This is a genomic window from Sphingomonas leidyi, assembly GCF_011761945.1.
Taxonomy (GTDB): Bacteria; Pseudomonadota; Alphaproteobacteria; order Sphingomonadales; family Sphingomonadaceae; genus Sphingomonas; species Sphingomonas leidyi.
Window position 1 is genome coordinate 1506878 of sequence record NZ_JAASQV010000001.1, and the last position, 25601, is coordinate 1532478.

27 protein-coding genes are annotated in these 25601 nt (G+C 66.8%); 25 read left to right on the forward strand and 2 right to left on the reverse strand.

Translation table 11 applies throughout. From position 1 onward, the window contains the following. Nucleotides 1-34: 34 nt before the first annotated feature. Entirely contained in the window at nt 35-850 is an 816-nt protein-coding gene (locus FHR20_RS07250; RefSeq protein ID WP_167298861.1) for an inositol monophosphatase family protein, read from the forward strand. A gap of 82 nt (nt 851-932) precedes the next feature. Here the strand turns inward: FHR20_RS07250 and FHR20_RS07255 are convergent, their stop codons facing one another. Beyond that, entirely contained in the window at nt 933-1922 is a 990-nt protein-coding gene (locus tag FHR20_RS07255; RefSeq protein WP_167298862.1) for an acyl-CoA thioester hydrolase/BAAT C-terminal domain-containing protein, read from the reverse strand. 265 nt (nt 1923-2187) lie between these two features. On the opposite strand from FHR20_RS07255, the gene FHR20_RS07260 reads away from it, so the two are divergent. The 24 genes from FHR20_RS07260 (at nt 2188) to FHR20_RS07375 (ending at nt 23184) form a co-directional block, all read left to right on the forward strand. Next, a complete protein-coding gene (locus FHR20_RS07260; RefSeq protein ID WP_086129639.1) occupies nt 2188-2562 on the forward strand; it encodes an NADH-quinone oxidoreductase subunit A in 375 nt (124 codons plus the stop codon). Further along, nucleotides 2553-3128, forward strand: coding sequence for a NuoB/complex I 20 kDa subunit family protein (locus tag FHR20_RS07265; RefSeq protein WP_086129640.1), 576 nt, complete (start codon nt 2553-2555; stop codon nt 3126-3128). The genes FHR20_RS07260 and FHR20_RS07265 overlap by 10 nt, the downstream gene beginning before the upstream one ends. A 5-nt stretch (nt 3129-3133) precedes the next feature. After that, nucleotides 3134-4033, forward strand: coding sequence for an NADH-quinone oxidoreductase subunit C (locus FHR20_RS07270; protein WP_167299417.1), 900 nt, complete (start codon nt 3134-3136; stop codon nt 4031-4033). Further along, nucleotides 4033-5268, forward strand: coding sequence for an NADH-quinone oxidoreductase subunit D (locus tag FHR20_RS07275; protein ID WP_167298863.1), 1236 nt, complete (start codon nt 4033-4035; stop codon nt 5266-5268). Before FHR20_RS07270 ends, FHR20_RS07275 begins: the two co-directional genes overlap by 1 nt. After that, nucleotides 5268-5588 carry a hypothetical protein gene (locus FHR20_RS07280; protein ID WP_167298864.1) on the forward strand — a complete coding sequence of 107 codons (321 nt, stop codon included), beginning with the start codon at nt 5268-5270 and terminating at the stop codon, nt 5586-5588. The genes FHR20_RS07275 and FHR20_RS07280 overlap by 1 nt, the downstream gene beginning before the upstream one ends. Beyond that, on the forward strand, nt 5581-5916 hold the full coding sequence (locus tag FHR20_RS07285) for a nuclear transport factor 2 family protein (protein WP_208413437.1): 336 nt from the start codon (nt 5581-5583) through the stop codon (nt 5914-5916). The genes FHR20_RS07280 and FHR20_RS07285 overlap by 8 nt, the downstream gene beginning before the upstream one ends. Beyond that, on the forward strand, nt 5916-6584 hold the full coding sequence (locus FHR20_RS07290; protein ID WP_167298866.1) for a complex I 24 kDa subunit family protein: 669 nt from the start codon (nt 5916-5918) through the stop codon (nt 6582-6584). Before FHR20_RS07285 ends, FHR20_RS07290 begins: the two co-directional genes overlap by 1 nt. Beyond that, nucleotides 6584-6757: a hypothetical protein gene (locus tag FHR20_RS07295; protein ID WP_167298867.1), complete on the forward strand. Its 174-nt coding sequence runs from the start codon at nt 6584-6586 to the stop codon at nt 6755-6757. The genes FHR20_RS07290 and FHR20_RS07295 overlap by 1 nt, the downstream gene beginning before the upstream one ends. After that, a complete protein-coding gene (nuoF, locus tag FHR20_RS07300) occupies nt 6758-8056 on the forward strand; it encodes an NADH-quinone oxidoreductase subunit NuoF (protein WP_167298868.1) in 1299 nt (432 codons plus the stop codon). It abuts the gene before it with no gap. Next, nucleotides 8053-8715, forward strand: a complete 663-nt coding sequence (locus FHR20_RS07305; RefSeq protein ID WP_167298869.1) for a hypothetical protein — start codon at nt 8053-8055, stop codon at nt 8713-8715. Before nuoF ends, FHR20_RS07305 begins: the two co-directional genes overlap by 4 nt. Next, nucleotides 8712-9368 carry a hypothetical protein gene (locus FHR20_RS07310; RefSeq protein ID WP_208413438.1) on the forward strand — a complete coding sequence of 219 codons (657 nt, stop codon included), beginning with the start codon at nt 8712-8714 and terminating at the stop codon, nt 9366-9368. Before FHR20_RS07305 ends, FHR20_RS07310 begins: the two co-directional genes overlap by 4 nt. Nucleotide 9369: 1 nt before the next feature. Beyond that, nucleotides 9370-11388 carry an NADH-quinone oxidoreductase subunit NuoG gene (gene nuoG / locus FHR20_RS07315; RefSeq protein WP_167298871.1) on the forward strand — a complete coding sequence of 673 codons (2019 nt, stop codon included), beginning with the start codon at nt 9370-9372 and terminating at the stop codon, nt 11386-11388. After that, the gene (gene nuoH, locus FHR20_RS07320) at nt 11385-12440 is read left to right on the forward strand and encodes an NADH-quinone oxidoreductase subunit NuoH (protein ID WP_167298872.1); all 1056 of its coding nucleotides are present in this window, start codon (nt 11385-11387) and stop codon (nt 12438-12440) included. Before nuoG ends, nuoH begins: the two co-directional genes overlap by 4 nt. After that, the gene (locus FHR20_RS07325) at nt 12437-12892 is read left to right on the forward strand and encodes a hypothetical protein (protein WP_167298873.1); all 456 of its coding nucleotides are present in this window, start codon (nt 12437-12439) and stop codon (nt 12890-12892) included. The genes nuoH and FHR20_RS07325 overlap by 4 nt, the downstream gene beginning before the upstream one ends. Then, nucleotides 12889-13374 (forward strand): NADH-quinone oxidoreductase subunit NuoI, encoded by a 486-nt coding sequence (nuoI, locus tag FHR20_RS07330; protein ID WP_167298874.1) that lies wholly within the window; start codon nt 12889-12891, stop codon nt 13372-13374. Before FHR20_RS07325 ends, nuoI begins: the two co-directional genes overlap by 4 nt. Nucleotides 13375-13407: 33 nt before the next feature. Then, complete coding sequence (locus tag FHR20_RS07335; protein WP_167298875.1) at nt 13408-14019, forward strand: NADH-quinone oxidoreductase subunit J; 612 nt, start codon at nt 13408-13410, stop codon at nt 14017-14019. Further along, complete coding sequence (gene nuoK / locus FHR20_RS07340) at nt 14016-14321, forward strand: NADH-quinone oxidoreductase subunit NuoK (RefSeq protein WP_086129652.1); 306 nt, start codon at nt 14016-14018, stop codon at nt 14319-14321. The genes FHR20_RS07335 and nuoK overlap by 4 nt, the downstream gene beginning before the upstream one ends. Further along, the gene (gene nuoL / locus FHR20_RS07345) at nt 14321-16444 is read left to right on the forward strand and encodes an NADH-quinone oxidoreductase subunit L (protein ID WP_167298876.1); all 2124 of its coding nucleotides are present in this window, start codon (nt 14321-14323) and stop codon (nt 16442-16444) included. Before nuoK ends, nuoL begins: the two co-directional genes overlap by 1 nt. After that, nucleotides 16441-18051: an NADH-quinone oxidoreductase subunit M gene (locus FHR20_RS07350; RefSeq protein WP_167298877.1), complete on the forward strand. Its 1611-nt coding sequence runs from the start codon at nt 16441-16443 to the stop codon at nt 18049-18051. Before nuoL ends, FHR20_RS07350 begins: the two co-directional genes overlap by 4 nt. Further along, nucleotides 18051-19499 carry an NADH-quinone oxidoreductase subunit NuoN gene (gene nuoN / locus FHR20_RS07355; RefSeq protein ID WP_167298878.1) on the forward strand — a complete coding sequence of 483 codons (1449 nt, stop codon included), beginning with the start codon at nt 18051-18053 and terminating at the stop codon, nt 19497-19499. The genes FHR20_RS07350 and nuoN overlap by 1 nt, the downstream gene beginning before the upstream one ends. A 47-nt stretch (nt 19500-19546) precedes the next feature. Then, nucleotides 19547-20197 carry a biotin--[acetyl-CoA-carboxylase] ligase gene (locus FHR20_RS07360; RefSeq protein ID WP_243857145.1) on the forward strand — a complete coding sequence of 217 codons (651 nt, stop codon included), beginning with the start codon at nt 19547-19549 and terminating at the stop codon, nt 20195-20197. 11 nt (nt 20198-20208) lie between these two features. Further along, the gene (locus tag FHR20_RS07365; RefSeq protein ID WP_167298879.1) at nt 20209-20985 is read left to right on the forward strand and encodes a type III pantothenate kinase; all 777 of its coding nucleotides are present in this window, start codon (nt 20209-20211) and stop codon (nt 20983-20985) included. 101 nt (nt 20986-21086) lie between these two features. Beyond that, nucleotides 21087-22724, forward strand: coding sequence for an MBL fold metallo-hydrolase (locus FHR20_RS07370; protein WP_167298880.1), 1638 nt, complete (start codon nt 21087-21089; stop codon nt 22722-22724). 175 nt (nt 22725-22899) lie between these two features. Then, on the forward strand, nt 22900-23184 hold the full coding sequence (locus FHR20_RS07375; protein ID WP_167299419.1) for a DUF1467 family protein: 285 nt from the start codon (nt 22900-22902) through the stop codon (nt 23182-23184). Between the two features lie 106 nt (nt 23185-23290). Here FHR20_RS07375 and FHR20_RS07380 read toward each other — a convergent pair whose 3' ends face one another. Then, nucleotides 23291-25600 (reverse strand): coiled-coil domain-containing protein, encoded by a 2310-nt coding sequence (locus FHR20_RS07380; RefSeq protein ID WP_167298881.1) that lies wholly within the window; start codon nt 25598-25600, stop codon nt 23291-23293. Between the last annotated feature and the right edge of the window lies 1 nt (nt 25601).

Sequence of the window (25601 nt, forward strand, 5' to 3'; positions counted from 1 at the left end):
TCTCCCGATGGGAGAGGGGTTTTGGAGCATTGACTTGGTTTCCCATTCCGGCCTCATCACCGTCATGGAGCGCGCCTGCCGCAAGGCGGGGCCCCGCCTGCGTCGCGACTTCAACGAAGTCCAGCACCTCCAGGTCAGCCGCAAGGGCCCGGCGGACTTCGTCAGCCTCGCCGACAAGCGCGCCGAAGACACGCTGATCGAGGAACTCCAGAAGGCGCGGCCGGACTGGGGCTTCCTGGTCGAGGAACGGGGCGAGATCGCCGGGGATCCGGACAAGCCGCGCTGGATCATCGATCCGCTCGACGGAACCAGCAACTTCCTGCACGGCATCCCGCATTTCTGCATTTCGATCGCGGTCGAGGATCCGCACGGCGCCCAGGGCAAGCCCGAGGTGACGCACGGCTATATCTACCAGCCGCTCACCGACGAGAGCTTCTGGTCGGAGAAGGGCCGTGGCGCCTGGCTCCAGGATCAGCGTCTGCGCGTTTCGGCGCGTCGTCATCTTGACGAAGCGCTGATCGCGACGGGCATTCCGTTCCTCGGCCATGGCGACTTTGCCGAATGGAGCCGCATCTTCGGCGCGGTGGCGCCCGAAGTGGCCGGTATCCGCCGGCTGGGCTCGGCGGCGCTCGACCTTGCCTGGGTCGCGGCGGGCCGGTTCGACGGTTTCTGGGAATCGAACCTCAAGCCCTGGGACGTGGCGGCGGGCATGCTGCTGATCCGCGAAGCGGGCGGCTTCGTGACCGATTATCGCGGGCAGGACCTGTCGCGCGAGCGCAACCAGTATCTCGCGGCCAACGACGTGCTGCATTCCAAGCTGCACAAGCTGGTGGCGAACTCGCTGCGCTGAGCGGCGGGTCGATATTTTCTCCGTCACCCCGCGAAGGCGGGGATGACGGAGGCAGTTTCAAGGGCTTGCCTGGATTTCCGGTCTAGGGCCGGAGCGTAGTGGCCAGAAAGGCCACCATCCTGGGCCAGGCATCGGCGCGCGCCTTGGCGTTTGCCTCCGGCGTGCCGCCGCCGCGCGGGTCTGCACGCGGTTCCGCCGATCCGCCGCCCAGGTCGTGCCCGGCATCCGGATAGATCAGCGCCTGGGTCTCCAGTCCCTTCGCCTTGCGCGCCGCGACGATGTTGCGCGCCATCCGGCCCGAATTCCACAGGCGGTCCGCATCGCCGGTGATCAGCATCAGGGCGCCGCGATATTCCTCGACCGGAATGCGGGCGGCGGCTTCGCGATCGGGGTGATCGGCGCGGCCATTCTCGTGGATGGCGCGCAGATCGGCGGCGGGCCCGGCCTGCAACCCCGCAACGAACCCGCGATAGGGCATGAAGGCGAGCGGCTTCCCGCCGAAGGAGAAGGAAGAGCGCGTGCCTTCCGCTTCCAGCATTTCCAGGCCCCAGCCTTCCCACACCAGGTCGGACGGCGTGTAGGCGACCACCGCGTCGATCCAGGGATAATGGCTGGCCGCGATCAAGGCGAACTCCGACCCCTTCGAGCCGGCGAACAGGCCGAATCGCTCGACATCAACGCCGGGGAACTTGGCCAGCGCCGCGCGGAGATCGGCAAGCTGGTCCACGCGGATGTCGATGAAGCTGCCCGGCAGGTCCGGGAACGCCGGTGCCGGGGCGAACTTGCCCCAGTTGGGCGAATAGTAAGGCAGGCTCACCGCGGCATAGCCGAGCCTTGCGAGGGTGGGGCCGAAGCGGCGGCCGGCTTCGTCGCCACCCTCGGCGCCGGGCAGGATCACCACCACCGGGCGGCGTGCCTCGCCGGCGATCCGATAGAGCCGCGCATGCGGGAAGCCCGCGATCTCGCGCTCGTCGAGCGCCGCCGCCTGTTTCGTCGCCGTGGCCGGTTGGGCGATGGCCGGGCAGGCCGCCATGGCCAGTCCGATTCCGAGCAGCAGATTCCGTGCGATCATGTGAAGAAACCCCCGTTCACAATATTTCACAATAGCTAGTGTATTGTGCATATAAGTCACCGACTGGCAACCGGCGATTGTGCCGCCGCGGTGCGGTTTGCGCGATGCCGGAGCCGCCCGGAGCGCCGTTTCGGAAGGCTTCGGGGACAAGGCATCCACAACCGGTTCTTCTTGCGAGTCATTCTCACCCGTCGAGGCGTTGCGTCCCGGGGAAGTGAGTCCTAGAAGCCCCCTCAGATTCCGCATCCGCGAGAAGAGAAGGCCCTTGGTCGACCTGTCACAATATCTGCCGATCCTGTTGTTCCTCGGGGTCGCTCTCGCGCTTTCCAGCGCCTTCGTGTTCCTGCCCATGCTGGTCAGCCGGCTGACGGGTTCGCACAAGCCGACCGAGGCCAAGCTCAGCGAGTATGAGTGCGGCTTCCCGGCCTTCGAGGATTCGCGCAGCCAGTTCGACGTGCGCTTCTACCTCGTCGCCATCCTGTTCATCATCTTCGATCTCGAAGCGGCGTTCCTGTACCCCTGGGCCGTCTCGGTCTTCTCGCTGGGCTGGACCGCCTGGATCTCGATGATGATCTTCATCGCCGAGCTCACGCTCGGCCTCGTCTACGCCTGGAAGAAGGGAGCGCTCGAATGGGAGTAGAACTCGCCCCGTCGTCGTCGCCTTTGCCGGGCAGCGGCCTGATCGGCGCGCCGCCGCCGGGAACGCTCCCGGACGTCGGCTTCCTCAATGACATCAACGCCGAGATCGGCGACAAGGGCTTCCTGGTCACCTCGACCGAGGAACTGTTCCAATGGGCCCGCACCGGCTCGCTGTGGTGGATGACCTTCGGTCTCGCCTGCTGCGCGGTCGAGATGATCCACGTCAACATGCCGCGCTACGACATGGAGCGCTTCGGCGCCGCGCCGCGTGCGTCGCCGCGCCAGTCGGACGTGATGATCGTGGCCGGCACGCTGTGCAACAAGATGGCCCCGGCACTCCGCCGCGTCTACGACCAGATGTCGGAGCCGAAATACGTCATCTCGATGGGCAGCTGCGCCAATGGCGGCGGCTATTACCATTATAGCTACAGCGTCGTGCGCGGCTGCGACCGGATCGTGCCGGTGGACATCTATGTCCCGGGCTGCCCGCCGACCGCCGAGGCGCTGCTCTATGGCGTGATGCAGCTCCAGCGCAAGATCCGCCGCGTCGGGACGATCGAGCGATGAGCGCGGTGAAGACCGCTGCGCCGCGCTTCGCTTCGAACGAAGGCGTGATCGACGCGGCCGGGGCGGCGCTCGGCGGCATCCTGCTGTTCGCCGAGGACAGCGTGGGCGAAGTGAACCTGGTCCTCGACCGCGCCCGCCTGGTCGAGGGGCTCACGCTGCTGCGCGACACGCCGGGGCTGGAATATCAGCAGCTCATGGAGATCGCCGGCGTCGACTATCCGGACCGCGAGGAGCGGTTCGAAGTGGTCTATTGCCTGCTCAGCCTGACGCGGAACCACCGCATCAAGGTGAAGACCAGCACCGACGAGGAGAAGCCGGTCCCGTCCGTGACGGGGATCTGGCCGGTGGCGGGCTGGCTCGAGCGCGAAGTGTACGACATGTACGGCGTGCTCTTTTCGGGCAACACCGATCTGCGCCGCATCCTGACCGACTATGGTTTCGTCGGCCATCCGCAGCGCAAGGACTTCCCGCTGACCGGCTATGTCGAACTGCGCTACTCGGAAGAAGCGAAGCGCGTGGTCTATGAGCCGGTGACGCTGGCCCAGGATTTCCGCAATTTCGACTTCATGAGCCCCTGGGAGGGCGCGAAATACGTGCTGCCGGGCGACGAGAAGGCGGCTGCCCCTGTTGCGCCGGCTCCCGCGCCTGCGCCCGCCCCGGCGCCCAAGCCGCAGCCCGAGGCCAAGGGCGCGCCGACACCGCTGACCGCGGACGAGACGGGCAAGCCCGCGCCCGCCGCCAAGCCGGCCAAGGCGAAGGTGACCAAGCCCAAGACCAGCGACGGCACCGCCGATACCGGCGCCGGCAAGGCCGGTCCCGAGGCCGGCCCGGCGCCCGCCGATCCGGACCTGGTCAAGAAACCCCGCAAGCCGCGCGCGAAGAAGGCGCCGGAGGGTGAAGCGTAATGGCTGACTATCTCGACGAGATCGAAGGCGTCATCGACGGCGGCAAGCCGGAGAAGGGCGACACCGAGATCGCGAACTACACGATCAACTTCGGACCGCAGCACCCGGCGGCGCACGGCGTGCTGCGCCTGGTGACCGAGCTGGACGGCGAGATCATCGAGCGCATCGATCCGCATGTGGGCCTGCTCCATCGCGGCACCGAGAAGCTGATCGAGTACAAGACCTACACCCAGGCGCTGCCCTATTTCGACCGGCTCGACTATTGCTCGCCGCTGGGCATGGAATACAGCTTCGTGCTGGCGGTGGAGAAGCTGCTCGACCTCGAGGTTCCGCTGCGCGGCCAGTATCTGCGCGTGTTCTTCGCCGAGCTGACCCGCATCTGCAATCACATGCTGAACCTCGGCTCGCATGTGATGGACGTCGGCGCGATGACGCCGAACCTGTGGATGTTCGAGATCCGCGAAGACTGCCTGAACTTCCTGGAGCGCGCATCGGGCGCGCGCATGCACTCGAACTGGTTCCGCGTCGGCGGCGTCCGCCAGGACGTGCCGCTCAAGCTGCTGACCGACATCGCGGAATGGCTCGACACGCGCCTGCCGCGCCTGTTCGGCGACGCGATCAGCCTGGTCGCCGAGAACCGCATCTTCAAGCAGCGCAATGTCGACATCGCGGTGGTGAGCCGCGAGGACGCGGTGGCCTGGGGCTTCTCCGGCCCGATGATCCGCGGCGCGGGCATCCCCTGGGACATCCGCAAGTCGCAGCCCTATGACGTGTACGACCGGGTCGAGTTCGACATCCCCGTCGGCACGCGCGGCGACTGCTATGACCGGTTCATGGTTCGCGTCGAGGAAGTCTACCAGTCCGCGCGCATCATGAAGCAGTGCCTCCAGCAGATGCCGGAGGGCCCGGTGCTCACCCTCGACCGCAAGATCGCGCCGCCGCGCCGCGGCGAGATGAAGCAGTCGATGGAAGCGCTGATCCACCACTTCAAGCTGTTCAGCGAAGGCTATCACGTGCCCGCGGGCGACGTGTATGTCGCGACGGAGAGCCCGAAGGGCGAGTTCGGCGTCTATCTGGTCTCGGACGGCAGCAACAAACCGTATCGCTGCAAGATCCGCCCGACCGCGTTCAGCCATCTCCAGGCGATGGACTTCATGTCGAAGGGCCACATGCTCGCCGACATCACCGCCATCCTGGGCGCGCTCGACATCGTGTTCGGGGAGTGCGACCGGTGATGGGCGGCGCGATCGGCCTCTTTCTGATGCTGGCCTTTTTCGCGGCGCAGGGCGGGGCGATTTTCGCCACGGCGTTCCTCTGCCTGCGTCGGCTCGGCGCGGACCAGCGGCTGAACCGCCTGCCGGCTATCATGGTCTCCTATGCGGCGTGGATCATGTTCACCCTCATCGGTTACTTCATGCTGGGTGGTGAAGGCGGCCTGATGGACGGCTTTGGCCTTGTCCTGATGCTTTGCGGCACTGCGCTGATCAGCGCGCTGGTCTATGCCGCCGTCTGGAGCTTCGTGCCTTCGCGTGAACGGGAGGGCTGTCATGGCTGACCGCATCGCGATCGCGCACGAGATGATCGCGCACTACAATGCGCAGGATGCCGATGCCTATGTGGCGCTGATGACCGACGGGGCCTGCGAGGCGGGCTATCGCGGCGCGGTGCTGCGCGAGGGCAGGGAAGGCGTGCGCTCGGGGTTGAAGGCGATGTTCGCCGAGTTCCCGCAGAACCGCGCCGATATCCTGGGCAGCTATGCGCTGGGCGACACCGTGGTGCTCCACGAGAAGGTCGCCCGCTCGCCCGAGGCCGAGCCCTTCGAAGTTATGTCCATCTATTCTTTCGCCGACGACCTAGTCGATCGCGTGGAGTTCATTCGTTAATGGCCGACGCACCCGAACTTCCCAATGAAGCGGAAACCCGCGCGCGCTGGGGCAATTTTGCCTGGACGCCGGAGAATGCCGTCAAGGCACAGGAAATCATGGGCCGCTATCCGGCGGGCCGGCAGCTCTCGTGCAGCATCCCCTATCTCGACCTGGCCCAGCGCCAGGTGGGCGCGGAGACCAACACCCAGGGCTGGCTGCCGATCCCGGTGATCGAGTTCGTCGCGCGCGAGCTCGGCGTGCCCTATATCCGCATCTTCGAGGTCGCGACCTTCTACACCATGTTCAACCTGGTGCCGGTCGGCCGCTATCACGTGCAGGTCTGCGGCACGACGCCGTGCATGCTGCGCGGCTCGGACGACGTGATGGCCGCCTGCAAGGCGCGCGGCATGAAGAAGGGCCACACCACCGAGGACGGGCTGTTCACGCTCACCGAGGTCGAGTGCATGGGCAATTGCTCCTCGGCGCCGATGGTCCAGATCAACGACGACAATTACGAGGATCTCGACTACGATCGCACGCTGGCGATCCTCGATGCGCTGGCGCGGGGCGAGAGCCCCAAGACGGGCACGCAGGAGCCCGGCCGCCACACCGTGGAGCCGCTCGGCGAGCCGACCAACCTGGCGGCGATGGAGACCGGGAACCACGATTATCGGGGGGAATGGTGATGAAGCCCGAGACCAAGAACCTCGTCTTCGTCATCCTCGCGATCATCGGCGGCATCGTCGTGCTCGGCTGGGCGCTGAAGATCGCCTTCAAGCTGGTCGGCATCGCAATCGTGCTCGGGCTCGCAGTGCTCGCGTACATTTTCATTCAGAACATGGTGGGGAAGGGCCGATAAATGCTCGCGGATAAGGACCGCATCTTCACCAATGTCTACGGCTTCCAGCCGTGGAACCTGCCGGCTGCCCAGAAGCGCGGCGATTGGGACAAGACCAAGGATCTGATGGCGATCGGACAGGACGCCATCATCGACAGGATCAAGGCGTCGGGCCTGCGCGGCCGCGGCGGCGCCGGCTTCCCGACCGGCATGAAGTGGAGCTTCATGCCCAAGGAACCGCGCCCGGATCGCCCGAACTTCCTGGTGATCAACGCCGACGAGTCCGAGCCCGGCTCGTGCAAGGACCGCGAGATCATCCGCCACGATCCGCACAAGCTGATCGAAGGCGCGCTGATCGCCGGCTTCGCGATGCGCGCGCGTGCGGCGTACATCTACATCCGCGGCGAATATATCCGCGAGGCCGAGACGCTCTTCGCGGCCGTGAAGGAAGCGTATGACGCCGGCCTGCTCGGCAAGAATGCGTGCAAGTCGGGCTATGACTTCGACGTGTTCGTCCATCGCGGCGCCGGCGCCTATATCTGCGGCGAAGAGACCGCGATGCTCGAGAGCCTCGAGGGCAAGAAGGGCCAGCCGCGCCTGAAGCCGCCCTTCCCGGCGGGCGCGGGCCTTTATGGCTGCCCGACCACGGTGAACAACGTCGAATCGATCGCGGTCGTGCCGACGATCCTGCGGCGCGGCCCGGAATGGTTCGCCAGCTTCGGCAACGAGAACAACAAGGGCACCAAGCTCTTCCAGATCTCGGGCCATGTGAACAAGCCGTGCGTGGTCGAGGAGGCCATGTCGATCCCGTTCCACGAGCTGATCGAGAAGCATTGCGGCGGCATCCGCGGCGGCTGGGACAACCTCCTCGCCGTCATCCCGGGCGGCTCCTCGGTGCCGCTGGTGCCGGCGGCGCAGATCAGGGATTGCCCGATGGACTTTGACGGCCTGCGCGCGCTCGGCTCGGGCCTGGGCACCGCGGCCGTGATCGTGATGGACAAGTCGACCGACATCGTCCGCGCGATCAGCCGGCTCAGCTACTTCTACAAGCATGAGAGCTGCGGCCAGTGCACGCCGTGCCGCGAAGGCACGGGCTGGATGTGGCGCGTGATGGAGCGGCTGCGCACCGGCGACGCCGACATCAGCGAGATCGACACGCTCCAGCAGGTCACCAAGCAGGTGGAGGGCCACACGATCTGCGCGCTCGGCGATGCCGCGGCGTGGCCGATCCAGGGCCTTATCCGCCATTTCCGTCCGGAGCTGGAGCGCCGGATCAACGAACGCCAGGCAGGTGCCGGCATGCAGGAGGCAGCGGAATGACCAAGGCCATGATGATGCTTGCGGCTTCGGCCGCGCTCGTCTGCGGTGCCGGCACTGCCGCCGCGCAGTCGCGCGGTTCGCAGGAAGACATCGCGCCGGGCGGTTTCGGCAACGATGTGGTCGCCGCGCGTCGCAGCACGCCGGCCGGCGAAGGGCCGGCGGTGTTCGGCAAATGCGCGGTCGATGCCGATCGCGCCGGTGCCACCGCGCTGCTCGACGCGAAGATCGGCAGCGGGGAATCGAAGAACGCCGCGAAGAAGCTGGCCGACAAGAAGACCAATTGCGGCGCGATGATCGGCCGCGATCGCAGCGAGGAGATCGTTCGCGGCGCGATCGCCCGGCAGCTCTATACCGAGACCTATGCGGCTGCCCCGGCGCCGCTGACCAGCGAGCCGGCGCCCTTCCAGGGCAGCGGCGATCCGAGCCTCGTCCAGTACGACCTCGCCAGCTGCGCCGTGACGCGCGATCCGGTTGCTGCCGATGCGCTGGTCCGTGCGGCCGAGGGCTCGGCCGAGGAGCGGACGGCATTCCCGGCAGTGGTAGCCGCGGTCGGCCGCTGCACGCCGAACGGCGCCAAGATCGGCTTCAGCAAGGCGCAGCTCCGCGCCGGCGTCGCCGAGGGCCTGTGGGCCTATCGCAAGGGCATGGCCGCACGATGAGGCAGTGCCTCGCCCTGGCTGCAGCCCTTTGCGTCTTTGCGGGCGCGAGTGCGCACGCCCAGACGCCCTGGGGCGCCGACATGGGCCAGATGTCGGCCCAGGGCGATGTGCGCCTCCATCGGCCTGAAGAGGATGCCGCCTGGGCCGTCAGCACTGCCGGTGAGGCGCGGCTGCACGCGCTGGCCGCCTGTGCGGTGGCGAAGGAACCGCGCGACGCGGGCAAGATGGTCGCGCTCGGCTTTCCGGGCGAACGTCCTTCCGCAGAGGTGCTGGGCCTGTTCGCCGAAGCGAATTGCGGGGCGCGGGCGGAAGAGATCAGCGCCGGCGGGCGCTTCGTGCGCTGGGCGCTGATCGAGCAGCTCTATCTCGCCAGCCTGGCCGTGCCGGCGCCGGCCAATGCCGTGATGGACGGCGCGGCCAGCAGCAGCGCGCTCGGCGCCTGCGTGGCGGGGCGCGATCCGGTGGCCAGCGACGCGTTCGTGCGCAGCGCGCGGCGCTCGCCTGCCGAGGCGGCGGCCTTCAAGCGGATCGTGCCGGCGATCAACGCTTGCGCGGGCAAGAAGAAGTTGAACCTGAGCGGTGCCGAGATCCACGGCGTGCTCGCCGAGGGACTCTACAAGATGCGCGGTTCGGCCGCGCGGGGAACGAACTAGAATGCCGAAGCTAACCGTCGACGGAATCGAAGTGGAGGTGCCCGCGGGCGCCACCGTGCTCCAGGCCTGCGAGGCCGCGGGCAAGGAGATCCCGCGCTTCTGCTATCATGAGCGGCTGTCGATCGCCGGCAATTGCCGCATGTGCCTGGTCGAAGTGAAGCCCGGGCCGCCCAAGCCCCAGGCTTCGTGCGCGCTGCCCGCCGCCGACAACCAGGAGATCCGCACGGATTCGCCGATGGTGAAGGCCGCGCGCGAGGGCGTGATGGAATTCCTGCTGATCAACCACCCGCTCGATTGCCCGATCTGCGATCAGGGCGGCGAGTGCGACCTGCAGGACCAGTCCGTCGCCTATGGCCGCGGCCACTCGCGCTACACCGAGAACAAGCGCGCGGTGACCGAGAAGTATATGGGTCCGATCATCAAGACGATCATGACCCGCTGCATCCAGTGCACCCGCTGCGTCCGCTTCGGCGAGGAAGTGGCCGGCGTGGAGGATATCGGCGCGATCTATCGCGGCGAGAACATGCAGATCACCACCTATCTGGAAAAGGCCTTCAAGAGCGAGCTTTCGGGCAACGCCGTCGACCTTTGCCCGGTGGGCGCGCTGACCCACAAGCCCGTTGCCTTCGAATATCGTTCGTGGGAGCTCAAGAAGAACCTGTCGATCGATGTGATGGACGCGGTCGGCACCAATATCCGCCTCGACAGTCGCGGCCGCCAGGTGATGCGCGTGCTTCCGCGCATCAACGAGGACGTGAACGAGGAGTGGGCGCACGACAAGACCCGCTATCATGTCGACGCGCTGGTTCGCCGCCGCCTCGACAAGCCCTATGTCCGCAAGGACGGCAAGCTGGTCGAAGCGAGCTGGGACGAAGCGTTCGACGCGATTGCCGCTGCCGCCAGCAAGGCCGGCGCGAGCGTCGCCGCGATCGCCGGCGACCTGGTCGATTGCGAGACCATGTATGCCGCCAAGGCGCTGGTGAAGGCACTGGGCTCGGATCTGCTCGAAGGCCGCCAGACCGGCCTCGCCTATGACGTGTCGAACCTCGGCTCGGTGGCGTTCAACACGACGATCGCCGGCGTCGAGGACGCGGACGCGATCCTGCTGGTCGGCTCGAACCTCCGCTTCGAGGCGCCGCTGATCAACACCCGCGTGCGCAAGGCGATCAAGAGGGGCGCCAAGGTCTTCGCGATCGGGCCGGAGACCGACCTGACCTACAAGGTCGAGTGGCTGGGCAACGACCTGTCGATCCTGGGCAAGCTGCCGGATCGTGCGGCAGAGGCGATCGACGCGGCGAAGAAGCCGGTGCTGATCGTCGGCCCGGGCGCGCTCAAGGAAGGGCAGGGCGCCACGCTGGCGATGGCCCAGGCTTTCCAGCGGCCCGCCACCGAAACCGAAGGCGCCTGGAACGGCTTCAATGTCGTCCACACCGCTGCCGCGCGCATGGGCGGGCTGATGCTCGGCTATGCGCAGAGGGGCGGCATTGCCGACATCGTCGCCGCTGCGCCGAAGCTCACTTTCTTCCTCGGCGCCGACGAAGTCGATTTCGACGCGTTCAAGGACAGCTTCAAGGTCTATATCGGCCATCATGGCGACAATGGCGCGCATCATGCGGACGTGATCCTGCCCGGCGCCACCTATGCCGAGAAACCGGGCACCTATGTGAACCTGGAAGGCCGGGTGCAGCGCGCCGACCGGGCGGTGTTCGCTCCGGGCGACGCCCGCGAGGACTGGACGATCCTGCGCGCGCTGTCCGATCGCCTCGGCCACACGCTGCCGTTCGACAATTTCGAGCAGCTGCGTGCGGAAATGGCGGGCGACGTGCCGGCGCTGGGCCGCGAAGGCCTGGCCGGCTATGATTTCGCGCCGCCCAAGCTGGCCGCCAAGGCCAAGGGCGAACTCGGCTATCCGATCGCCGATTTCTACCTCACCAACGCCATCTGCCGTGCGTCGCCGACGATGCAGCGCTGCTCGGCCGAGCTGATCCACGGCGAAGACTTCGCAGAGGCCGCAGAATGACTCCGTTTTTCCAATGGCTCGGCCTGCCCTTCGAATGGGCGTGGTTCGTCGCGACGATCGTCGGCATCCTGGTCATCGCGCTGCCGCTGATGCTCGCCGTGGCGATGATCATCTATGTCGACCGCAAGATCTGGGCGGCGATGGCGCTGCGCCGCGGCCCGAACGTGGTCGGCCCGCTCGGCCTGCTCCAGTCGTTCGCCGACGGCCTGAAGGTCTTCCTGCAGGAAACCATCATCCCGTCGGGCGCCAACAAGACGTTGTTCCTGCTCGCGCCGATCATCACCTTCACGGTGGCGCTGATCGTGTGGGCGGTGGTGCCGTTCCAGGCGGGCGTGGTGTTGTCGAACATCAATGTCGGCCTGCTCTACGTGCTCGCGGCCTCGTCGCTCGGCGTCTACGGCATCATCCTGGCGGGCTGGGCCTCGAACTCGAAATACCCGTTCTACTCGGCGATCCGCGCCGCGGCGCAGATGGTGAGCTATGAAGTCTCGATCGGCTTCGTGCTGATCTCGGTCGTGCTGTGGGCCGGCACCTTCAATGTCGGCGGCATCGTCGAGGCGCAGAAGGGGGCGGCGATCTTCGGCTGGGTCAACGGCTATTTCGCCAATCCGCTGCTCTTCCCGATGGCGGTGGTGTTCTTCATCTCCTCGCTGGCCGAGACGCAGCGCGCGCCGTTCGACCTGACCGAGGCCGAGAGCGAGCTGGTCGCGGGCTATCAGACCGAATATTCGTCGATGGCCTTCGCGCTCTACTGGCTGGGCGAATATGCCAACGTCATCCTGATGTGCGCGCTGAACGCGACGCTGTTCTGGGGCGGTTATCTCCCGCCGCTGGACATTCCGGTGCTCTATTACGTGCCGGGCATCATCTGGCTGCTCGCCAAGATGTGCTTCTTCTTCTTCTGCTTCAGCTGGGTGAAGGCCACGGTGCCCAGGTATCGCTACGACCAGCTGATGCGCTTGGGCTGGAAGATCTTCCTGCCGCTGTCGCTGCTGTTCGTGTTCCTGGTGTCGGGCTGGCTGATGATCCAGCGGGTAGGGCTGCCGGCATGATGCTCGCGCTCTTCACTGCATTCCTCACGCAATCGGCGCCGGCTGTAGAATCTGCTTCGCCGGACGAATTGCGGCGCGGATTGCTTTTCTCAATTCTCTGTGTGGAAGAACGCCCCGTTGGCACACCCGCTTCGGGAGCGATAGATTTTGTGCCGGGGGAGAACGTCCCGGACATCGTTTTCAATCGTTACGCGCCGGAAGGTGGGAAGCCATTTTTCCACAAGGGCCGGATTGAAAGCGCCTCGATTGGACAGGAAGGCGACCGTCGAGTTTTGAGCATAGTTTTGAGCGGACAGTCCGAGGAGGGCGAGGCCGGCGCATTACTTACGTTTGAAACTCCTGAGCCCAAGCCTCACGAGATAAAACTGAAGCTGGAGCCGGCGGCGGGAAAGCCAGTCGCTTTCGAATGTATTTCTGTCCCGCCCATGCCACCCGCAGGAAAGAAGCAATGAACGTCGCCCATTTCATCCGCACCTGGACTCTCTGGGAGTTCGTCAAGGCGCACGCCCTGACCTTGAAGTATTTCTTCAAGCCCAAGGCGACGATCAACTATCCGTACGAGAAGAACCCGATCTCGCCCCGCTTCCGCGGCGAGCATGCGCTGCGCCGCTATCCTAATGGCGAAGAGCGCTGCATCGCGTGCAAGCTGTGCGAGGCGGTGTGCCCGGCGCTGGCGATCACGATCGAGGCCGAGCCGCGGGAGGACGGCAGCCGCCGCACCACCCGCTACGACATCGACATGACCAAGTGCATCTATTGCGGCCTGTGCCAGGAAGCCTGCCCGGTCGATGCCATCGTCGAGGGCCCGAACTTCGAGTTCGCCACCGAGACCCGTGAGGAGCTGATCTACCAGAAGGAGAAGCTGCTCGAGAATGGCGACCGCTGGGAGCGCGCGATCGCCGCGAACCTTGCCGCCGATGCACCGTACCGTTAAGCGCACGCCAATCTACAGGGGCCATCCGATTCCGTGATCCAGCTTCTCGCCTTTTACCTGTTCGCATTCGTTGTGTGCGCCTCCGGCGCCATGACGATCCTGTCGCGCAACCCGGTCCATTCCGTCCTGTGGCTCATCCTGGCGTTCTTCAACGCCGCCGGCCTGATGGTGCTCGCCAATGCCGAGTTCATCGCGATGCTGCTCGTCATCGTCTATGTCGGCGCGGTCGCCGTGCTGTTCCTCTTCGTGGTGATGATGCTCAACATCGACTTCGCGGAGCTGCGCGCCGGGGTGATGCGCTATGCCGCGGTCGGCGTGGCGCTTGCCGTCGCGCTGGTCGCCGAGATCCTGATCGCGGTGGGCGCCTATAGCGCCGGTGCGCTCCAGCTCGGCCGCCGCGTCGCGCCGGTCGATGTCAAGGTGCCCAACATCGAGGCGATCGGCCAGCTCCTCTATTCCCGCTACCTGTTCGTGTTCGAAGGCGCCGGCCTGGTGCTGCTCGTCGCGATGATCGGCGCGATCGTGCTGACGCTGCGTCCGCGCACCGACGTCAAGCCGCAGAAGATCAGCCGTCAGGTCCAACGCCGCGCCAAGGACGCGACCCGCAACGTGAACCATCCCGTGGGGCAGGGGGTCGAGCTGTGATCACCCTTACGCACTATCTCGTCGTCAGCGCGATCCTGTTCACGCTGGGCGTGCTCGGCATCTTCATGAACCGCAAGAACCTCATCGTCATCCTGATGGCGATCGAGCTGATCCTGCTGTCCGTGAACCTCAACCTCGTGGCGTTCTCGAACGCGCTGGGGGACCTGGTGGGCCAGGTCTTCGCGATGTTCGTGCTCACCGTCGCTGCCGGTGAGGCCGCGATCGGTCTCGCCATTCTCGTTATCTACTTCCGCGGCCGCGGCACGATCTCGGTCGAAGACGTCAATCGGATGAAGGGCTGATGTCGGCGATCCATTTCATCGTATTCCTGCCGCTGCTCGCGGCAGTCGTGGCCGGGCTTGCCAACAAGTCCTTCGGCAGCACGTTCCCCAAGGTGATCACCACGGGGTCGCTGTTCATTGCCTGCGCGCTCTCCTGGCCGATCTTCCTCCATTTCCTGACCGGCAATTTCGGTCCGGACACGATGGTGTACGACGCCAATGCGATCCCGGGCGGGGGCTGGGTCGCGCCGGTGTTCACCTGGATGCTGAGCGGTTCGATGCAGGTCGACTGGGCGCTGCGCGTCGACAGCCTGACCGCGGTGATGCTCGTGGTGGTGACCAGCGTCTCGGCGCTCGTCCACCTCTATAGCTGGGGCTATATGTCGGAGGAGCCGGATCAGCCGCGCTTCTTCGCCTACCTGTCGCTCTTCACCTTCGCGATGCTGATGCTCGTGACGGCCAACAACCTGGTCCAGATGTTCTTCGGCTGGGAAGGCGTGGGCCTGGCATCCTACCTCCTGATCGGCTTCTGGTTCCGCAAGCCGAGCGCGAACGCCGCCGCGATCAAGGCCTTCGTGGTCAATCGCGTGGGCGATCTCGGCTTCATGCTCGGCATCTTCGGCACCTTCCTGGTGTTCGGCACGATCGACATACCGACGATCCTCGCCGCCGCGCCGAACATGCACGGCTCGACCATCGGCTTCCTGGGTCACCGCTTCGACACGATGACCGTGCTCTGCCTGCTGCTGTTCGTCGGCGCGATGGGCAAGTCGGCGCAGCTCGGCCTGCACACCTGGCTTCCGGACGCGATGGAAGGCCCGACCCCGGTGTCGGCGCTGATCCACGCCGCGACCATGGTGACCGCCGGCGTATTCATGGTCTGCCGCATGTCGCCGATGTTCGAGCAGAGCGCGGTCGCGCTGGGCGTGGTGACCTTTGTCGGCGCCGCGACCTGCTTCTTCGCCGCCACCGTCGGCACGACGCAGACCGACATCAAGCGCGTCATCGCCTATTCGACCTGCTCGCAGCTCGGCTACATGTTCTTCGCCGCCGGCGTCGGCGCGTACGGCGCGGCGATGTTCCACCTGTTCACGCACGCCTTCTTCAAGGCGCTGCTGTTCCTGGGTGCCGGCTCGGTGATCCACGCGATGCACCATGAGCAGGACATGCGCTTCTATGGCGGCCTCAGAAAGCATATCCCGGTCACCTTCTGGACGATGCTGTTCGGCACGCTCGCCATCACCGGCGTCGGCATCCCCGGCATCTTCGGCAACACCGCGTTCGGCTTCGCCGGCTTCCACTCGAAGGACGCGATCATCGAGGCGAGCTATGCCGCGGGGCAGACCAGCGCCTTCTGGGTCGGCGTGTTCGTCGCGCTGCTCACCAGCTTCTACAGCTGGCGCCTGGTGTTCCTGACCTTCTACGGCAAGCCGCGCTGGGCGGGCTCGGAGCATATCCAGCACGCGGTCCACGATCATCACGGCCATGGCCATGACGATCATCACGACAGCGAAGCCGAAGCGAGCGACCATGCGCCGACCGCGGACGAGATCCTGCACGGCCACCATCCCGAGGGCACGGCGGGCTATCACCCGCACGAGAGCCCCTGGGTGATGCTGGTGCCGCTGGTGCTGCTGACGCTGGGCGCGATCTTCGCCGGCTTCGTCTTCCACGGCGCGTTCATCGAGCCGAGTGCGGGCGAAAGCTATTGGCGCGGCGCCATCGCCTTCAACGAGCATCTGATGCACGCGATGCACGAGGTGCCGGTATGGGTGAAGCTCAGCGCGACCTTCGCGATGCTGAGCGGCCTGGCCATTGCCTATGGCGCGTACATCGTGTCGCCGAGCTTCCCGGCGAAGTTCGCCGAGGCGTTCCGCCCGCTGTACCTCTTCTCGCTCAACAAATGGTATTTCGACGAGCTCTACAACTTCCTGTTCGTGCGCCCCGCCTTCGCGATCGGCCGCCTGTTTTGGAAGAAGGGTGACGAAGCCACGATCGACCGGTTCGGCCCGAACGGTGCCGCCAAGGTCGTCCAGCTCGGCAGCTTCGGCGCTGCCCGGCTGCAATCCGGATATGTCTACGCCTATGCCTTCATCATGCTGATCGGCCTCACTGCCGCGCTGACCTGGGTGATCGCGCGATGAGCGGCTTCCCGATCCTCACCGTCATGCTGGCGGTGCCCGCGTTCGCCGCGGTCGCCTGTCTGTTCGTCAACGCGCAATCGGCCCGCTGGCTGGCGCTTGCCGCCACCTTTGTCGACCTCGCGCTCGGCATCCTGCTCTGGGCCAATTTCCAGACCGGCGACGGCGCTGCGCAGTGGCAGTTCGTCGAGCATGTCCGCCTGTTCGGCATCGGCGGCGCCGAGTTCGCCTGGGCGCTGGGCATCGACGGCTTCGCGCTGCTGCTGATCGTCCTCTCGGTCTTCCTGATGCCGATCTGCATCGGGGCGAGCTGGCGCTCGATCGAGAAGCGCGTGCCCGAATATATGGCCGCCTTCCTCGCCACCGAAGTGCTGATGATCGGCACCTTCGCGGCGCAGGACCTGATGCTGTTCTACGTCTTCTTCGAAGGCGGCCTGATCCCGATGTTCCTGATCATCGGCATCTGGGGCGGCGCCAATCGCATCTACGCGTCGTACAAGTTCTTCCTGTACACGCTGCTCGGCTCGCTGCTGATGCTGATCGCGATCCTCTACATGATCCTGACCACGGGCACGACGTCGATCCCGGCGCTGATGGCGCATGATTTCCCGCCGCATGTGCAGACATGGCTATGGCTGGCCTTCTTCGCCTCGTTCGCAGTGAAGATGCCGATGTGGCCGGTCCATACCTGGCTTCCCGATGCGCACGTGCAGGCGCCGACCGCCGGTTCGGTGATCCTGGCGGGCGTGCTGCTGAAGCTTGGCGGCTATGGCTTCCTGCGCTTCTCGCTGCCGATGTTCCCGGAGGCTTCGGCCCAGTTCATCTGGCTGGTCTTCGCCCTGTCGGCCGTCGCGGTGATCTACACGTCGCTGGTGGCGCTCGTGCAGAGCGACATGAAGAAGCTGATCGCCTATTCGTCGGTCGCGCACATGGCGATCGTCACCTTCGGCCTGTTCGCGTTCAACGCGCAGGGCGTCGAGGGCGCGATGATGGTGATGCTCGGCCACGGCGTGGTCTCGGGCGCGCTGTTCCTCTGCGTCGGCGTGATCTATGACCGGCTGCACACCCGCGAGATCGACCGCTATGGCGGCCTTGCGATCAACATGCCGCGCTATGCCGTGCTGTTCCTGCTGTTCACCATGGCCTCGGTCGGCCTGCCGGGCACCAGCAACTTCATCGGCGAGTTCCTGAGCCTTGCCGGCCTCTACCAGGTCTCGACGCTCTATGCGCTGCTGGGCACCACCGGCATCATCCTGGGTGCGGCGTACATGCTGTACCTGTACCGCCGGGTGGCATTCGGCGACCTGACCAAGGACGATGTGAAGGCGATGCCGGACCTCGACCTGCGCGAGTTCGTCATGCTCGGCGCGCTGGCCGCGGTGACGCTCTGGATGGGCGTCTATCCGGAGAGCTTCATGAAGCCGATGCGCGGCGACGTGCAGAAGCTGGTCGCGCGTCTCGAGCGCGCCGCGCCCGCCGGAGACTCGGCGCCGACCGTCGGCAAGCCCGCGCCTGCCGCCGCTGAACATGGCGAACACGCCGCTGCCCCTGCTGCGCACGCGCCCAAGGGCGCTCCGGCAGAAGCCTCCGCGCACGGGGAGGCGCACTAATGAACTATTCGTTGCAATTGATGATGGCGCTGCCCGAGCTGGTGCTCGCTATCGGCGCCGTCCTCCTCCTGCTCGTTGCCGCATGGGGCGGCGCCCAGTCGACCAAGCTGGTCAGCTGGACCGCGATCGCGGTGCTGGTCGGCGCGGGCATCGCGCTGGCCGGCCCGGCTTCGGCCGGGGGCGAGGCCTTTGGCGGCCTCTATCGTCCGGACATGTTCGCCGCCTTCGCCAAGGCGCTGATCTTCCTGGCCGCCGGCGTCTCGATCCTGATCGCGCCGCGCTTCTTCCAGCAGACTTCGGGCGACGATCTGCGCCCGGAATATCCGGTGCTGATCCTGCTCTCCGCGGTGGGCATGGGCATGATGGTCTCGGCGGGCGACCTGATGAGCCTCTATGTCGGGCTCGAGCTGCAGAGCCTCTCGGCCTATATCCTGGCGAGCTTCATGCGCCGCGACACGCGTTCGGCGGAAGCGGGCCTGAAATATTTCGTCCTCGGCGCGCTGGCTTCGGGCATCCTGCTCTACGGCATCTCGCTGGTCTATGGCTTCTCGGGCACGACGCTGTTCTCGGGGATCGCCGATGCCTATGCGTCGGGCGATCAGAAGATCGGGCTGCTGTTCGGCCTGGTGTTCGTCTTCTCGGGCCTTGCCTTCAAGATGTCGGCCGTGCCGTTCCACATGTGGACGCCGGACGTCTATGAAGGCGCGCCGACCCCGGTGACGGCCTTCTTCGCCTCGGCGCCCAAGGTCGCGGCGATCGCACTCGCCACGCGCGTGGCGATCGATGCGATGGGCCCGGCGATCGCCGACTGGCGCCAGATCGTGATCTTCGCTTCGCTGGCCTCGATCCTCTTCGGCTCGGTCGCGGCGATCCGCCAGGAGAACATCAAGCGGCTGCTCGCCTATTCGTCGATCGCGAATGTCGGCTTCGCGCTGGTCGGCCTTGCCGCCGGCGGCGAGGCGGGCGTGTCGAGCGTGCTCTATTATGTCGCGATCTATGTGGTGATGACGCTGGGCAGCTTCCTGGTGGTGCTGCAGATGCGCGACCATGAGGGTCGTCCGGTCGAGACGATCTCGAGCCTGGCCGGCATGTCGCGCACGCGGCCCGGGCTGGCCGTGGCGCTGGCGATCTTCATGTTCAGCCTTGCCGGCATCCCGCCGCTGCTCGGCTTCTTTTCGAAGCTGCAGGTGTTCTTGGCGGCAGTGCATGCGGGCCTCTATGTCTTCGCTGCGGTGGCCGCTGCCGCCTCGACGATCGGCGCCTATTATTATCTCCGCATCGTCAAGGTGATGTATTTCGACGAGCCGGCGCCGGCCTTTGGCGGCCGCACCGATCCGGTCGAAGGCGCGCTGCTGGCGGTTGCCGCAGTGGTGATTTCGCCGCTGGGCTGGCCGCTGCTCGGCTATCTCGAGGTCTGGACCGGCGCGGCCGCAAAGGCGCTGTTCTGACCGGGATTGTCCGGACCGTCGCCGAGACGGGATCGACCAATGCCGACATGGCCGAGCTCGCCCGGAACGGGGCGAGCGAGGGCCTGTGGCTGCGGGCCGAGCGGCAGAGCGCGGGCAAGGGCCGCCAGGGCCGTGCCTGGCGGTCGCCGCCCGGCAATCTCTATGTCTCGACGTTGGTGCGCACCCGGCCGGGCGAGCCTTCGCCCGCCACGCTGGCGCTGGTCGCCGCCGTCGCTCTGGACGAGACGGCGCGCGTGTTCGGGCTCGTGCCGATGCTCAAATGGCCCAACGACCTGCTGGTCGACGGCGCCAAGCTTTCCGGCATCCTGCTCGAGCGGGTGGGGGATGCGGTGATCCTCGGCTTCGGCGTGAACCTTGCGCATCATCCGGAGGATCTGGACCGCGCGACGACCAGCTTCGCCGCCCATGGCCCGGCGCCCGACCCGCAGCTTTTCGCGGAGACGCTGGCCGAGAGCTTCGCCCGCTGGGTATCGCGCTGGCGCGAGGGGATCGCCCCGGTCCGCGAGCGCTGGCTTGCCCGCGCCCATCCGCTCGGCACCGCGCTGACTGCCCGTCTTGCCGACGGCACCAGCCTGGACGGGCTGTTCGGCGGGCTGGATGGCGAAGGGGCGCTCATCCTGCGCTTGGCCGACGGCACCAGCCATGTCATCCATGCCGCGGACGTGTTCCTGCTCTGAGAGGCCCTGCCATGCTGCTCGCGATCGATGCCGGCAACACCAATGTCGTCTTCGCCCTGCTCGAAGGCGGCGAGGTTCGTGCCCGCTGGCGGATCGCCACCGATCCGCGGCGCACGGCGGACGAATATGCGGTGTGGCTCAGCCAGTTGCTCGGCCTGGAGGGCTATGAACGCTCCGACGTGACCGGCGTGATCATCGGCACGGTGGTGCCCCGCGCGCTGCACAACCTCCAGGTGCTGAGCAGCAAATATTTCAAGACCGACGCGGTGATCGCGGGGCAGGGCAAGGCCGAATGGGGATTCCCGCTCGACGTGGAGGAGCCCCAGGGCCTGGGCGCGGACCGCGCGCTCAACATGATCGCCGGCCATGCTCGCCATCCCGGCGACCTGATCATCATCGATTTCGGCACGGCCACCACGTTCGAGCTGGTCGATTATCGCGGCGCCTATAAGGGCGGGATCATCGCGCCGGGCATCAACCTGTCGCTGGATGCGCTGGTCACCGCGGCGGCCAAGCTGCCGCGCATCGCGATCACCGCGCCGCAGAGCGCCAGCGTGATCGGCCGCAACACGGTGGACCAGATGCATATCGGCATCTATTGGGGCTATGTCGCGATGATCGAAGGGCTGGTCGCGCGGATGAAGGCCGAGATCGGCCGCCCCGTGAAAGTGATCGCCACCGGCGGCCTTGCGGTCCTGTTCGAGAAGCACACCGATGTGTTCGATGCGCTCGAGGCGGATCTCACCATCCAGGGGCTGGCGATGCTGTGGGAACGCGCCAGTAGATAGCCGCCGCCCCGGCACGGGCCGGGGTCTCGCACCGTCGGCAGCGCCTCCGCCGCCCGAGATACCGGCTTCCGCCCGGGCGACGAACAGAGCATAGGACTAACGTGACTCCAGAAAACGAACTTCTCTTCCTCGCGCTGGGCGGCTCCGGCGAGATCGGCATGAACGTCAATCTCTATGGCTGCCAGGGCAAATGGCTGATGGTCGATTGCGGCATCACCTTCGGCAGCCCCGATTATCCGGGCATCGACGTGATTCTGCCGGACCTGCAGTTCATCGAGGAGCGGATAGACGATCTGCTCGGCATCGTCCTCACCCATGGGCATGAGGATCATATCGGTGCGCTGCCCTATCTCGCCGCCGATCTGGGCGTGCCGCTCTATGCCACGCCGTTCACCGCGGGCCTGATCCGCGGCAAGCTGGAGGAAGAGGGCATCGAGGAGAAGGTCGAGCTCAACATCGTCGACGAGGAGGGGCCGTTCAACCTCGGGCCGTTCCGCATCACCTATACGCCGCTCGCCCATTCGATCCCCGAGGGCAATGCCGTCCTCATCGAGACGCCCTATGGCCGCGTCTTCCACACCGGCGACTGGAAGCTGGACGACGCGCCGGCTCTGGGCGGCGCCTCGACTGCGGCGGAATTGACTGCGATCGGCGACAAGGGCGTGCTCGCGCTGGTCTGCGACAGCACCAACGTCTTCAATCCCGAGGCCTCGGGCTCGGAAGGCGCCGTCCGCGAAGGACTCGATCAGGTCATTGGCGCCGCCAAGGGCCGGGTGCTGGTCACCACTTTCGCTTCCAATGCCGCTCGCCTGCAGACCCTGGGCGAAGTCGCCCGCGACACCGGGCGCGAGCTGTGCGTCGCCGGGCGCTCGCTCGACCGCATCCTGCGCGTCGCCAAGCAGACCGGCTATCTGCGCGATTTCCCCGATACGGTCGATTTCGAGACCGCGATGGACCTGCCGGCGAACGAGGTGCTGATCGTCGCCACCGGCGGGCAGGGCGAGCCGCGCGCTGCGCTCAACCGCATCGCCGAGGGCAGCCATGTCCTCAAGGTGCACGAAGGCGACACGGTGGTGTTCTCCTCGCGCCAGATCCCGGGCAACGAGATCGCGATCGGGCGGATCATGAACACGCTCGCTGCCAAGGGTGTCGAACTGATCACCGATCGCCAGGCATTCATCCACGTCTCCGGCCACCCGGGCCGCCCCGAACTCGCCGAGATGTACAAGTGGATCCGGCCCGAGATCGTCGTGCCGGTGCACGGCGAAGTCCGCCACATGTACGAGCAGGCCCGGTTCGCGCTCGAGCAGGGCGTGCCCAAGGCGATCCGCCAGGTGAATGGCGACATCGTCCGCCTGGCGCCGGACGGCCCCGAGAAGATCGGCGAGGCGCCGGTGGGCCGGCTCGTGCTCGACGGCGATATCATCCTGCCGGCGGACGGCACCACGATCAACGAGCGCCGCCGGATCGCGCTCTATGGCCAGATCAGCGTCGCGGTGGCGATCCGCAACGGCAAGCTCTCCGGCGAGCCCCAGATCCGCCTCCAGGGCATCCCGGTGGAGGAGGACCGCGAGGATTTCATCGACGAAGCGGTGGATGCCGCGCGCGAGGCGGTGAAGAAGGACGGCAAGGGCGATATCGAGAAGCTGCGCGAGTCGTTGCGCCTGGGCGTGCGCCGTGCCGCAGTGCGCTTCACGGGGAAGAAGCCCGTCGTCGATGTGCTGATCATCGAGCAATAGGCCCGGCCGCCAACACCGTATCTGTTCCCCGGTAGGGGCCGGGTCCCGGTATCGGGCTGGCGGGTGAGGCGGGTGCGCCTGTCGAAGGACATTGCGGCTGGGCCCCGGCCTTCGCCGGGGAGCGGGCATGCGGATGGCGCTTCCGTTCTGCCCGGCTGCGCCCTATCACCATCCCATGCCCTGGAAATCCGCGCTCGCCATCTATTTCCTCTTCTGGGCCTTCTCGGTGTTCCTCGTCCTGCCGTTCGGGGTGAAGACGAGCGAGGAGGCCGGCGTGGCGCTGGTGCCCGGCCAGGCGCCGAGCGCCCCGCACGAGTTCAGGGCCAAGCGCATCGCATTCCGCACGACGATCGTGGCGACGATCCTCTTCGCGATCTTCTACCTGAACTACCGCAACGGTTGGGTCACCACCGATATGCTCGACTGGTGGGCCCATCTACAGCCGGGGAACGGGGCCTAGGGGCACGCCCGATCGGCAAACCCCGTCATCCCCATGCAGGCAGGGATGACGAACGCTGGTCTCGCAGACTTGCCGGAATCCCCAACCCGAGGTGCCGCACCGCGGATCAGGTCCGCAGCCGCTCGATCGCCTGGGCCAGCGCGACATAGAGCTTGCCCATGTCCGACGAGAGCAGGGTCACGCCCATCGGCGATCCGTCGCGCAGCGCCAGGATCTGCCGGAGCATTGCTTCGAAATCATGGATGTAGCGATTGACGTTGTCGCGGAAATCCTCGTCTTCCTCGTAGAGCCGGTGGATGTCGCGCGTTTCGGAGGGGTCGAGCAGGCGCACCGCGCGGCGCGTGAAGACGCCGCGATCGCCCTTCAGATAGGCCGACCAGGCGCTGTCGGTCACATCGGCCGAGAAGGCCTTGGTGATGTCGATCGAAGCCGAGTTGAGCGCTTCGATGAGCAGCGAGACGCGGCGCGCGAAGTTGTCGCTGTCCGAATCCTCGCGCTCCTTGCGGCCCTCGGCGATCCGCGCCTCGACCTGGGCAGTGGTATCGGCCAGGGCCACCATCTGCTGGGTGAGCCGCTCGGAGGCGCGCGTGGCCGCGACCACGGCCGCCTCGGTCGTCTCGGCCAGATCGGCGAGCTGGCGGCGGATCGAAACGTCGATCGCGCGGCGCAGCGCATCGCCTGCGGCTTCCTCGATCGCCCGCTCGGCATGAGGCACGATGCCCGACAGCGTCTCGCGGGCATGGCTGGCGGCGGCGCTGGAAGTCTCGCGGACGCTCACCAGCGCCTCGACCAGTTGCGGCGCCGCGCTCTCGGCGAAACGGCGCGTGGTGGCGATGGTCTCGTCGACCATCGCGCCCAGCTGTTCGGCCTGTTCGCCCCCCGTGGCCAGGGTCTCGAGCAGGGAAGCCTGGGTCTTGGCGAGCGTGTCGCGCTGCTGGCCGACGACATCGGCAATGGCTTCGATCGCATCGTGCGTGCTCTCGGCGGCGGTGACCAGGGCCAGCAGCTCGGGCTTGGAAGCGGCGACCACCTGGCGGCTCGCGTTGATCCGGGCATCGAGCCGGGCGAGCGCTTCTGGCAGGGTCTCGTCGATCTCGCGGGCCGAGGCGTCGAGCGCGGTCAACAGGTCCTCGGACGTGCCGATCACTCTGCGCGCGGTCTGGTCGCCGGTGTCGAGCGCCACCGTCATCGCCGAGACCGAGCCATGCAGCGCGCTCATCGATGCGGCCAGGTTCCCCGTTCGCTCGGTGCCCGCGGCATGCAAGCCTTCCATGGCGCGATCGAGCCGATCGACGCCGGAGGCCAGCCCTTCGAACAGCATGTCGCCGCGACCCTGCTCCTCGGCGAGACGGTTGCCGATGCGGCCGATCGCTTCCTCGATCGCGGCCATGCGCGCGCCCATCGCCTCGGCGCTGTCACGGCCCGCGCGGTCGAGTGCGGCCTGGTTGGCGGACAGCATGGCGAGGATGGCCTCGCCCTGGGTGGCGATGCCCTTGCGCGCCTCGTCGACGGCATTGGCGGCGCGATCGAGCACGGCATCGACCTGGGTCGACATCTCGCCGGTGACCCTTTCGAGCCGCGCGCTGGCGGTCTGGCTGGTCGCTTCCATCCGGGCGATGTGCGCGGCGAGCCGGTCGGCCGCGCCGCCAGCGATCTGGTCGGCTTCCCGCCCGCGTTCGGCGAGCGCGGAGAGCTGGGTGTCGAGGGCGGCCGCCCGCTCGCCGGCGAGCAGGCCGGCGGCATCGACTCGGTCGGACAGGCCGCGCATCTCCTCATGCGCCTTGGGCAGCGACGCGAGGACCACGGCGACGCGATGCTCGGCATCGGCGGCCGATTCGCCGAGATGGCGCGTGCTGGCGTCGATCGAGCGGGCATGCTGCGCGGCGCTGCCGGCGGCGCTTTCAAGCTTCTCGGAGGCGCGTTCGCCCATGGCGATCAGGATGTTGGTCTGCTCGGCAAGTGCCGCGCGATTCTCCTCGATCTTGCGCGAGAGCGTGGCGACGACACGCTCGAGGCTGGCGGCCTCCGCGCGCATTGCGCGCGCGCTGGCGCCGAAGCGCTGGGCCTCGGCGCGGCTCGTGCGCAGGGCAAGGAGGCAGAGGATGCCGACCAGGGCGGGAGGAACGCACAGCGCGGCGATCAGCTGGACGAGCCCGGCGGGCGCCATCGGCGCGGCGAAGGTGTCGCGCAGCAGCCAGCCCATCGCGCCGAACCAGCCCAGCACCGCGAGAATCGCGAGAGCGGGCAGAATCCAGCCGGCCCGGCGGGGCGCCTCCTCCTCTTCCTCGATCACGTCATCGGCGGCGAGCGCCGGCGCGATCCGCGCGGGCGCCACGGTTTCGGACAGGACCAGCTCCTCCGCGTCTTCGTTCGCGGGCAGCGGTTCGGCAGGTTTTCCCCCAATCATGACGCGCATT